Origin of the sequence: Flammeovirga sp. SubArs3, from assembly GCF_947387565.1 — a bacterium.
Classification (GTDB): Bacteria; Bacteroidota; Bacteroidia; order Cytophagales; family Flammeovirgaceae; genus Flammeovirga; species Flammeovirga agarivorans.
In genome coordinates this window covers 1-12,141 of sequence record NZ_CANDOA010000012.1, presented here as the reverse complement: position 1 = coordinate 12,141, position 12,141 = coordinate 1, and the positions used below count along the sequence as shown (strand labels likewise).

Sequence of the window (12,141 nt, the reverse complement as noted above, 5' to 3'; positions counted from 1 at the left end):
TTATTTGAATAAGTTAACAATTAATTTAGAATTTTTGTATAATTCCACCAATTAATTTAGACAAATGAGGTTCCGCATTACGAGCGTTTTCTAGGATTTCTTCCAATTGAACAGGTTTTAAAGCTCCTTCGTAACAAAGGTCTGTTACTACAGATACTGCAAACACTGGGAGCTTCATTTGTACGGCAACAATTACTTCTGGTACTGTAGACATTCCGACTACATCCGCACCAATAATGCTTAAGTATTTATATTCAGCTTTTGTTTCCAAGTTAGGGCCTGTTACTGCAGCATAAACGCCTTCATGTACAGGAAGATTATTTTCTTTTACCACTTGGTTGGCAAGCTCTCTTAGTTGAGTGTCGTATGGCTCAAACATATCTGGGAAACGGTCTCCCCATTCATTGATATTAGTACCTGTTAAAGGATTCGCTGTCATTAGATTGATATGATCATTTAAGATCATCAAATCACTTTTATTGTACTTAGGGTTGATACCTCCTGCTGCATTAGAAATAACCAATGCTTTGATTCCTAGTAGTTTTAATACTCGAATAGGGAATGTAACAGTCTTCATATCATACCCTTCGTAGAAATGAAAACGACCCTGCATAGCTACAATCTTTTTACCATTAAAATAGCCAAAGATTAGTCGCCCTTTATGAGACTCAACAGTTGATAATGGAAAATCATTTAGTTTCTCGTAGGCTAAGTCGTATTTTATGTCAAATTCTTCTACTAACCCACCTAGGCCCGTACCTAAAACGATACCTACTTCAGGTTGAAATCCGTCTATTAGTGTCTGTATTTGTTGAACACATGCTTCAACTTTTTCTTTATATGCGATCATATGTTGAGACAGTAAGAGTAATATGAAAAAATGCCTGTACTTTTTAGGCACAGGCATCCTTGTTGTTTATTTGAAACGATTTTGTAACATCGCTAATTTATCAGCCATAGACATGTTTTCGTCGTTTTCTTCTCTCTTATTTTGTCTTTGAGAAGAAGGACGCTTATTTGTATTCGGCTTGCCTTTTGATCCTCTTGAAGCAGATGAGTTACCGTCCATTCCTTTCATAGATAAAGCAATTCTTTTTCTTGCAATATCTACGTCTGTGACTACAACTTGTACCTTTTGGTGTACTTTCACTACTTCATTAGGATCAGAAATATAGCGATCAGCCATTTGACTTAAGTGAACAAGTCCGTCTTGGTGAACACCAATATCTACGAATGCACCGAAGTTTGTAATATTTGTTACAATACCTGGAAGCTTCATACCAATTGAAAGGTCTGAGATTTTTTCAACGCCTTCTTGGAATTGGAATGCTTCAAATTTCTCACGAGGGTCACGGCCTGGTTTGCCTAATTCTTTTAGAATATCAGTTAAAGTAGGAAGACCAACAGTGTCTGTTACGTAATCTTCTAACTTAATCTGCTTATGGAAGTTTTCGTCCGCCATTAACTCCTTAACAGTTACACCAAGATTTCCAGCCATTTTCTTAACTATATCATAGCTTTCTGGGTGAACCGCACTAGAATCCAATGGATTTTTAGCATCTCTGATTCTTAAGAAACCTGCGCACTGTTCGAATGCTTTTGGTCCTAAACGAGGTACTTTCTTTAGTTGTGCTCTAGATGTAAATGCACCATTTTCATTTCTAAAGTCCACAATATTTTTTGCGATACTTGGACCTAATCCTGAAACGTACGAAAGTAATTCTTTACTCGCTGTGTTCACTTCTACACCTACTGCGTTTACACAACTCATCACAACGTCATCCAAACTTCCTTTTAAAGCCGTTTGGTCTACATCATGTTGGTATTGACCTACGCCGATTGATTTAGGATCAATTTTTACAAGTTCAGCAAGTGGATCCATTAATCTTCTACCAATAGAAACTGCACCTCTTACTGTTACATCTTTATCAGGGAATTCATCTCTAGCTGTTTCAGATGCAGAGTAAATAGATGCTCCACTTTCATTGACAACAACTATTTGTACACCTGATAATCCTAAGTTTCTCGCAAAAGATTCTGTTTCTCTACTAGCCGTACCATTACCTATAGCAATCGCCTCGATATTGTGTTTAGCTACTAAATGAGAAATCAATGCAGCAGACTCAGCTACTTTTCTTTGAGGTTCGTTAGGGTAGATTACAGCATCTTCTAACAGTTTTCCTTGACGATCTAAGCAAACTACTTTACAACCTGTACGGAAACCAGGGTCTAATGCCAATACTCTTTTTTGTCCTAATGGAGCTGCTAATAATAACTGACGTAAGTTTTCAGCAAAAACACCAATAGCTTCTTCATCAGCATTTTTCTTTGACGCTAAACGAGATTCTGTTTCCATTGATGGCTTCAGAAGTCTTTTATAAGCATCTTTTACTGCTAATTGAATTTGATCTGCTGATGGAGTTCTCTGATCTACATGTAGATCTTCTAATAAGAATAATGCATCTTCTTCTTCTGGTGAACAATCTAAAGAGATGATCATCTCTTTTTCTGCTCTTCTCATTGCTAAAACTCTGTGTGATGGAGCTTTTTCAACATTTTCTGTCCAGTCGAAGTAATCTTTATATTTTGCACCTTCATTTTCTTTACCAGGAATTACTTTTGCTTTGAAGCTACCTTTTTTCATAAATAGCTTACGCATTTCTGCTCTAGTTTCCTGGTCTTCATTCAGGCGTTCTGCAATAATATCTCTTGCCCCAGCTAAAGCTTTTTCTACATCTGTAACGTCTTTTTCTGGATCGATGTATTTTTTTGCTTCTTCAACAATATCTGTAGATAAGTCTGGTGAAGCAATAGTATCTGCTAAAGGTTCTAATCCTCTTTCTTTTGCGATACTAGCTCTAGTCTTACGTTTTGGTTTGTAAGGAAGGTACAAATCTTCTAGCACTGACATTGTTTCAGTGGCAAGAATTTTATTTTTTAAAGCATCTGTTAGTTTGCCTTGATCTTCAATACTTTTTAGAATACTCTCTTTACGTTTTTCGAGTTCTCTAAGTTGTTGGGCTTTATCTCGGATTTCTGCTACCTGCACTTCGTCCAAACTTCCCGTTACCTCTTTTCTATATCGAGAGATAAATGGAACTGTAGCTCCATCATCTAACAATTCAAGTGTCGCAGACACTTGCTTCTCTGAAATGCTCAGCAGTTGAGCGATTTTTTGTGTGATATTCACCATGGTATACCGCGCTATCCAAAGGTTTTCAAAACAACTTTCTAAAAGTAGAAAGCTACGCTAAATCAATCAAATTTAGCTTATTTACAAACTACGAAAGTAAGGTTTTTCTTATGAAGAATGAAACAATATTAAAGAAGAATTTGAAGAAAAAACGTTAAGAAGAATAGGGGAGTTGGTAATAAAAAATAAATGCTTGAAACTGATGATGTAGAGGAGTAATTACAATTTCTTTCAAAGTGGTTATTTCTTGTACATAAAAAAAAGTCCTTACTCCATTGCTGAAGTAAGGACTCTTATATTTTAATCGCTTTAGGCGATGTGAATTCTAGTTTTCACCCGGGTTGATCATTGCACAACGGAAACCGATAGTTGCTGTTGCTGAATCTTGATCTAAGAAACGACGAGTACCTGCTGCCATCCAGTAAGCAACGTCTTTCCATGAACCACCTTTGTATACACGGATAGAGTTCGAGATGAACGTATTGTACTGACGTACATAACCGTATGATTGGTAGTTGTAACCGTGTTCAGGACCATCTAAGTAGTCATTCTTACGAACTGGGTTTAAATCATCCATATCAGAGTATGAAAGTGGACGGTAGATATCTTCAACCCATTCTGAAACGTTACCAGCCATGTTGTATAAACCGAAATCGTTTGGAGGGTTGTCATAGATCCATGAAGTAATCATCGCACCGTCATTCAACTTACCACCGATACCAGCGTAGTCACCACGACCACGTTTGAAGTTTGCCATCATATCACCCATGTGCTCACCGTAAGGGTTACGAACTGAGTGACCTGACCAAGGGTAGATACGACGCTCAGAGTAGTTTTCGTCGATATCTTGTAAACCAATCAAAGCTTGTGATGCATAATCCCATTCTGCTTCAGTAGGAAGACGGAATGCTGGTAATACAACACCTGACTCTAATGGAATTGGTTCACCGTTTTCTGCAGCTTCTGCTTCTTCATCAGTACCATTGTTAATTGCTAAGTTCTTATTAACAACGTTTGTACGCCATGCACAGAAGTTTTGAGCTTGAGTCCATGTAATACCTACTACTGGGTGGAAACGGAAACCAGGGTAACGTAAGTAGTGATCTACATACTGATCGTTAAATGCTAGTTGTTCTGCCCATACTGTTGTATCTGGAAGTGCCTCTTCGTAAGATACACCTGATACTGATGAGTCAGTACTTACATAATGTAAATATTCTAACCAGTGAACGTTTGCTACTTCTGTTTCATCCATCCAGAACGATGCTACTGATACAGTTCTTTCTACATTATCACGAGATTTCATTAAGTCCTCTTCGTATGAACCTAATACGAAACGTCCACCCTCAATGTAACGCATGTTTGGTACTTCTGGCATACCGTTGTATTGGCGTACAGAGAAAGTATTGTCATCCTTTCCGTTATACTCTAAACCAGTCATTGTACTATAGCCTCCTGGATTGTTAGCGTCAGGTTTTGAACTTTTTGCACATCCTGATACTACAAGTGCAGATATCAATGCAGAAGCCAAATAAAGAAGATTCCTTTTGCTCATGATATTCAGATCTCTATTTTTTAAATACACAGTTAAGTGTAAAGTAATTTCAAAAAAAGCGTTTCCTCACCGTCGTGAAACGTCATCCAAAAACAATTATCCAATAATTGTACCCAAAAAGTAAAAGTGTGAATATTTTTAAAAATAAAGTCCTTATTTCTCTAGAATATGTAATACTTCTAACGCCCTATTTATGTCTGTAACTTCTTCTATATTAAGTATTAAACGCTTTTTTGTCTCCTTTATCTGACAAATTTTTGGATGTGATTGAACATACATCAAAATTTTACCAAATTCTTCAGATTGATAATAAGATGCCTGCGTATGCTCTAATAAATAGGCTTTTAGCATATCATTTTTAAGAATAAGCTTCTCAATTCCCAACTTTTGTGACACCCATCTCATTCTTACGGTTTTTAATAGATCTACTACAGGCTGTGGCATGGGGCCAAATCGATCTTGTAAGTCTTTGGAGAATTTTTCAATCTCTTTTTCATTCTTGAGTTTATCTGCTCTCATGTATAGGTTTAATCTTTCAGAGATACTAGAGACATAAGAATCAGGAATTAAGATCTCAAAGTCGGTTTCAATGACAGTATTTACACTAACAGTTTGTGCTTGGAGCTCTTCTTTAAATAGGTCAGCAAATTCTGTTTGTTTGATTTCTTGAACCGCCTCTTCTAGGATGTGATTAAAAGTGTCGAAACCTAAATCATTAATAAACCCAGATTGTTCCCCTCCTAATAAATCTCCTGCTCCTCGAATGTCGAGGTCTCTCATAGCTACTTTAAATCCATCACCTAAATCAGAGAATTCTTCTAAAGTAGATAATCTTTTACGAGCATCAGAAGACAGTCCGATAGTTGGTGGAGTTAATAAATAGCAGTAGGCTTTTTTATTGGAACGTCCCACTCGGCCTCTCATTTGATGCAAGTCGGATAAACCAAACATATGTGCTTGATTAACGATGATAGTATTTGCATTCGGAATATCTAGACCTGATTCAATAATATTAGTAGAAACCAATACATCATATTCTCCTTGGATAAAGCGTAACATTACTTTCTCTAATGTAGGACCATCCATTTGTCCGTGTGCATAAGTAACTCTTGCATCAGGTACGAGTCGCATAATATTATTAGCAAAGTGTTCGATATCTGCTACTCTATTATGTACAAAAAAGGCTTGGCCGCCTCTCATTAATTCATGATGTACAGCATCTCTAATTACCTCATCGCTAAATGTAGAAATTTTTGTAGTGACCGGCTGCCTGTTTGGTGGTGGTGTTTCGATTACGGATAAATCACGAGCACCCAATAATGAGAAGTGAAGTGTCCTTGGGATAGGAGTAGCTGTCAGTGTTAGTGCATCCACATTTACCCTCATTTCTTTGAGCTTCTCTTTCGTTTTTACACCAAACTTTTGTTCTTCATCGATGATCATTAAACCTAAGTCTTTAAACTCGACATCCTTACTAGTGATCCGATGTGTCCCGATAAGAATATCAACCTTTCCTTCTTTTACCTTCTTCAGCGTTTCTTTGATTTGCTTCGTTGTTCTAAAGCGGTTGATATAATCGATATTACAAGGTAAATCTTGCATTCTTGCAATAAACGTTTTGTAGTGTTGCATAGCGAGAATGGTGGTAGGAACTAAAATAGCTACTTGTTTACTATCACAAACAGCTTTGAAAGCTGCCCTTACCGCTACTTCAGTTTTACCAAAACCAACATCACCACAAACTAATCGGTCCATCGGATATGGCTTTTCCATATCTTCTTTGACTTCTTGTGTCGCTTTTGCTTGGTCCGGTGTGTCCTCGTAGATAAAAGAGGACTCTAGTTCTGCCTGTAAGTATCCGTCTTTATCAAATTGATAACCCTGCGATTCTCTTCGTTTTGCATATAAAGAGATTAATTCAGAGGCAATATCTTTAACTCTTTTCTTGGCTCTTTTCTTTTTATTCTCCCACTCTGGAGATCCTAATTTACTAACCGTTGGTTGTCTACCTTCTTGTCCAGAATATTTTGATATTTTATGGAGTGAATGTAAACTGAGGTAAAGTAAATCATTGTCTCTATACACCAAACGAATACTTTCTTGTTCTCTGCCATTAACTTCCGTTTTTTCCATCCCTGCAAATCGACCCACTCCATGGTCCATGTGTACTACAAAGTCGCCCGCTTTTAGTTCTCTCAACTCTTTAAGCGTCATGGACTTCGATTTGGAGTATTTCTTTTTCGACTTGGCAGCATGGAATCGTTCGAAAATCTGATGATCTGTGAACAGAGCAATATCCATTTGGTTGTCTATAAATCCACCTCTTAAACTTAAGTTTAATTCTTGTACGAATAAATCTGGCTTGATCTCTTCAAAGATGGTTTGCAAGCGTTCTAATTGCTTCGGTAGGTCTGAGGCAATGATATTACGCGTTCCTGCTAACTGTTGTTTTTCTAAAGTTTCTCCAAGTAGATGGAAATTTTTATTGAAAGAAGGCTGTGGTTTAGTATCAAAAGTGATGGTTTGGGCAGAACGTAAGCCTTTTCTATTACCGAAAAGAACTCTGTTTATATTGCTAAGCCTTTTTGTGAAATCTTTTTTCGTTTCAAATATTTCTTCTGGAGAGTTGATAACTTGTGTACCATCACTCATGCTTAATATATCTTCGAAAGTTTCTGTGGCTTTCTCAAAATATTGATCAATGGTATCTACAAGTAACTCGTAGTCTTTGATCCACATTGTAGAAGTAGGAAGAAATTCTAATAATGATTCCCTTACTTCTTGCAATAATTTATTGTGGACGTTGGGAACAATTGGTGCATGATCCTTTTCCCCTTGGGAAAGCTGTGTGATGGGATCGAATGTTCTAATGCTTTCAATTTCATCACCGAACAATTCTATTCTAAATGGCAGTTCATTGGCATATGAAAAAATATCAATGATACCTCCTCTAATAGCAAACTGTCCTGCTTCGTAAACAAAATCAGAAGGTTCAAACCCATACTCTATGAGGAGCTCTCTAATAAAACTTTGGTCGATGTCTTCACCTACTCTTGCGACATAAGTGTTTTCAACTAAAGATTTTTTATTGATTACTTTTTCGGTTAAAGCTGCAGGGTGAGTCACTAAAATTGCTCCCTTGTTTTTTACTTCATTTAGGGCACTGAGTGTTTCAGCTCTTAGTAATACATTGGCGTTTTCTACAACAGTAAATTCAAAAGGTTTTTTGTAAGAAGAAGGAAAGTAAAAAATATCTTCTTTTGGTAGTAAGTTTTGTAGATCGTTGAGGAAATAAATGGCTTCCTCTGCATCATGCATCACAAAAACATGACATCCTTTCAATTCGTTATAAGCTGATGCCGCAATAATAGCATCCAAACTTCCTGCTAAACCTTTTAGGTATGTTGCAGAAGGTTTATCTTCTTTTAATTGATTAATGAGTAATGCGGTATTGCTATCGTTTTTATAAGCTTTGATTAAGTCTTTTAACTCAATCTGACGAATGTGGTGTGACTCTGCCATGAATAACTTTTGATCTGTTGTATACACTATAAGTGTAATGACAAAAATAGGAGAGTTGTTTTAGTTTTAATATCATTTTCTGAATTCTTTTTTTTTACCTTTGAAAGCTTAAACAGGAAATAGAAATTTTCAAATTATTATGCTTCAAAATATAAAATCACAAAACATTTTCGGGGTAACCTTATATCGATTCATACTTATTATGCTCTTGTATACTTTAAGCAGAGCAATCTTTTACCTTTTTAATACTTCTTATTTCCCTGGAGCAGATCTTTTTGAATTATTCTTAGGCGGATTAAAGTTTGATTTGCCTGCAGTTATCTATACGAATGGAGTTTTTATTTTGATGAGTTTGTTGCCTATCACTGCTCGTTATAATAAAACCTATCAAAATGTAATTAAGTGGTTTGTGTATATAGTGAATGCTATAACACTTGCTGCTAACCTAGCAGATGTGATTTTCTTTAGATTTACTTCTAAAAGGACTACTGCTTCTATTTTTGATGAATTTTCTCACGAACAAAATGGAGCAACACTAGCTTTTAGATTTTTATTCGTTGATTACTGGTATATGACGCTAATCTGGGTTGCTTTGATGTTCCTGTTTGTTAAAGCATACTCATTAGTTGATGTAGAAAAACCAAGACGCAGAATCAAGATGTCCTCTTACCTGATGAAGCATGTTTCAATTTTATTGGTTTGTGGCGTATTGATTTTTGGAGGAGCAAGAGGTGGATTTGATGGGACTACCCGTCCGATTTCATTAAATAATGCAGGTGAATTTGTGAAGAAGCCTTTAGAGATGGCGATTGTTTTAAACACTCCATTTTCTGTACTTCGAACTTTAAATAAAAAGGTAGCAAAGAAGCAAGAATTCTTCACTAAAGAACAGTTAGAGGAAGTATATTCAGCATATCATCATGGAGTAACTGGAAAACCACAGAAGAAAATGAATGTGGTAACGATAGTGATTGAAAGTTTCGGTAGAGAGTATGTAAGTACATTAAATCAGAATTCATTAGATGAAGATTATAAAGGTTATACACCTTTTACTGATTCGTTGATTCAACATAGTAGAACATTTGCTAACGCCTTTGCTAATGGTAGAAAATCTATCGATGCATTACCATCAGTAGTTGCCAGTATTCCTGCATTTTATTCACCATATGTACTGTCTCATTACTCTACCAATACTATTAATAGTATGGCCTCGGTTTTAGATAAAGAAGGGTATAAAACAGCATTTTTCCATGGAGCCCCTAATGGTTCAATGGGTTTTCAGGCTTTTATGAATTTAGCAGGATACCAAGAGTATTATGGTATGACCGAGTACAATAATGACGATGATTTTGATGGGACTTGGGGGATTTGGGATGAACCTTTCCTGCAGTTTTTTGCTGAAACAATGAACACTTTTGAGGAACCTTTCCATACTTCTTTATTTACACTTTCATCTCATCATCCTTTTAAGATTCCAGAAGAATACGAAGATAGATTCAAAGGAGGCCCGCTTCCATTAAATAGAGGTACTCAATATACAGATTACGCTTTACAGCAATTCTTTAAAACGGCGTCGAAAATGCCTTGGTTTAAGAATACATTGTTTGTGATTACAGCGGACCATACCAATCAAGTGCATTATCAAGAGTATTCTACTAGTTTAGGCCTCTTTAAAGTTCCAATTATTTATTATGCACCTTCTGATGATGCTTTGGTAGGAATAGATTCAACGGTTACTCAACAAATAGATATCTTTCCAACAGTGATGGATTATTTAGGAGTAGAGCAAGATTTTGTGGCTTTTGGTTCAGATGCTATGGATTCTACAGCATTACATTTTGCTGTGAGTTTTATTGGGCCAAATGTTTTTCAGGTGGTTGAAGGAGATTATGTTTTAGGATTTGATGGGAAGGAAGTGAAGTTTATGTATAATTTCAAAACTGACAGAATGCAAGAGCATGATCTAAAAAATACAGGACTACCTGAAGAGAAAAAACTAACTGACCTTGCTAAAGGTATTATGCAAGAATTTTCATCAAGAGCTATTGATAATAAGATGACACCTTAAGCAAATGAGGTATATATTAAAAAAGGGAAGTGACTTCAAAAATCACTTCCCTTTTTCTATTTATTTTTCCCAAGGTTTTAATTTGATCCAACCTTTTTTATCACAGATATACCAACATAGCCATACAATTGCGAAAGCGGAAATACCTCCAAAAGATACATCAACTAAGAAGTGTTGACCTAGATACATTCTAGAGATAGCTACTATTAATCCATAAGACATCCCAATAACGAAACCTTTCCAGTTGGGGATGATTAACATGAACATGGCACCAATAACAAACCCTGTTGTAGCATGCCCAGAAGGGAATGTATCGATTAAATGCATATGAACATCTAATATCTGATTAAACGCGTCTGCACCATGTAGCCCTGCGGGTCTTAATGCAAAGTCAGTTCCTTTTAAGATAATTTCTTTGCCAACATATACGAAAATACCATGAAGGGCAGAAGCCATTACCAAAACAGACCAATATTCTTTTCTAACGATTAATAATATTACTAAGAACGGGATCAACGCTAGACCATCTCCCAAGTTAGTAGTATACTTAAAGAAGTAATCAAAAAACTCCGTATGGTTATCATTCAGTAGATGTACACACCAGGCATTTTGAGTCTCATGTGTAACTAACGATATAATATAAGGTACAAACATGATCAACATTGAGTAGATCAATAGTTTTGATTCTTTGCTTTGTTGCATTTTCTTGTTTTTAGTGATAGCGTAAATATATTTATCTTTTTATTAATGTGATGAATTTATATCTCATCAGAATTTACAATAACATTTAGTGTTCTTCCTTCATTGATACTAAATTCCAATGGCAAGCTCCACTGATCCGGTTCTCCATCTCTATGGCCGTTGACTACTTTTTCATTTGTTGTAGTGTCAATAGTCAACTTTTTTGTGGAGAAGTATTTTGTATTTGGTCCTTTATGAATGTTTCCCATAAATAAACGGATACCCCAATTCATCGCTGTTATAAGTGATGGTTTCTTCAAGATTGTTACATCTAATTGACCATCTTTGATAGAAGCTAAGGGAGTAATCATCGCTTCGTTGCCATATTGAGCAGCATTACCCACAGTAATCACAAAAGCATGATCAGTTTCTGTTTGATTGTTATACGCTAAAGTGTAGTTGCCGGCTTTGTAGCTTCCATACTCTTTAAAAATGGCTTTAACATAATTCGATAGCCCACGTCCACTCATTTTACTAAAGACATGTGATATATGTGCATCGAAACCTATACCAGCAGTACAAAAAAAGTGTTTTCCATTAATAGTAGGAGTATCAATAGATGTTTTCTTTTCCTTGTCAATACACAGAGCTGCGCTTTTGGTGTTCATTGGAATTTTTAAGTGCCTAGCCAGACCATTTCCAGATCCAGTAGGTATTATTCCAAGTGTTTTGCCTGATTCGATTAAACCTTGAGCAACTTCATTGACAGTGCCATCACCACCTACTGCAACTACAATATCATATTGTTGGCTAAGATTTTGGGCAAGTGTAGTTGCATGGCCTGCATGTTTTGTGTACTCAATATGTACATCATGATTTTTCTGATCCAGTACTTCTTTTGTGAGAAGTGCGGCTTTTTTTGCTTTTCCTTGTCCTGAGATAGGATTGGCAATTAGAACAATCTTTTTCATATGTTTTAGGTTATGGTGCTATGAAAGAGATAGAAGGATATAAAAAAAGCGATCTCCTTACTAGAAGATCGCTTTTGTCGGGATGGCAGGATTCGAACCTGCGACCCCCTGGTCCCAAACCAGGTACACTAACCGGACTGTGCTACATCCC

Annotated in this window: 7 protein-coding genes and 1 tRNA gene; 1 reads left to right on the top strand and 7 read right to left on the bottom strand. The window is 36.3% G+C overall.

Annotated features, from left to right (window positions below; translation table 11 throughout):
* Positions 1–25: 25 nt before the first annotated feature.
* The 4 genes from QL232_RS23675 to mfd all read right to left on the bottom strand — a co-directional run bounded on the left by QL232_RS23675 (position 26) and on the right by mfd (position 8,270).
* Positions 26–850 carry a purine-nucleoside phosphorylase gene (locus QL232_RS23675; protein ID WP_168881937.1) on the bottom strand — a complete coding sequence of 275 codons (825 nt, stop codon included), beginning with the start codon at positions 848–850 and terminating at the stop codon, positions 26–28.
* 66 nt (positions 851–916) lie between these two features.
* Positions 917–3,193, bottom strand: coding sequence for a Tex family protein (locus tag QL232_RS23670; protein ID WP_281616041.1), 2,277 nt, complete (start codon positions 3,191–3,193; stop codon positions 917–919).
* 325 nt (positions 3,194–3,518) lie between these two features.
* Positions 3,519–4,748: a gliding motility lipoprotein GldJ gene (gldJ, locus tag QL232_RS23665; protein WP_168881935.1), complete on the bottom strand. Its 1,230-nt coding sequence runs from the start codon at positions 4,746–4,748 to the stop codon at positions 3,519–3,521.
* Between the two features lie 153 nt (positions 4,749–4,901).
* On the bottom strand, positions 4,902–8,270 hold the full coding sequence (mfd, locus tag QL232_RS23660) for a transcription-repair coupling factor (RefSeq protein ID WP_281616040.1): 3,369 nt from the start codon (positions 8,268–8,270) through the stop codon (positions 4,902–4,904).
* A gap of 202 nt (positions 8,271–8,472) precedes the next feature.
* On the opposite strand from mfd, the gene QL232_RS23655 reads away from it, so the two are divergent.
* Positions 8,473–10,338 (top strand): LTA synthase family protein, encoded by a 1,866-nt coding sequence (locus QL232_RS23655; RefSeq protein ID WP_281616039.1) that lies wholly within the window; start codon positions 8,473–8,475, stop codon positions 10,336–10,338.
* Positions 10,339–10,398: 60 nt separating this feature from the next.
* On the opposite strand, the gene QL232_RS23650 is transcribed toward QL232_RS23655, so the two are convergent.
* From QL232_RS23650 to QL232_RS23640, 3 genes are all read right to left on the bottom strand, one after another.
* A complete protein-coding gene (locus QL232_RS23650) occupies positions 10,399–11,040 on the bottom strand; it encodes a phosphatase PAP2 family protein (protein WP_168881932.1) in 642 nt (213 codons plus the stop codon).
* Between the two features lie 56 nt (positions 11,041–11,096).
* Positions 11,097–11,990: a diacylglycerol kinase family protein gene (locus QL232_RS23645; RefSeq protein WP_281616038.1), complete on the bottom strand. Its 894-nt coding sequence runs from the start codon at positions 11,988–11,990 to the stop codon at positions 11,097–11,099.
* 77 nt (positions 11,991–12,067) lie between these two features.
* Positions 12,068–12,141 (bottom strand) — tRNA-Pro (locus QL232_RS23640).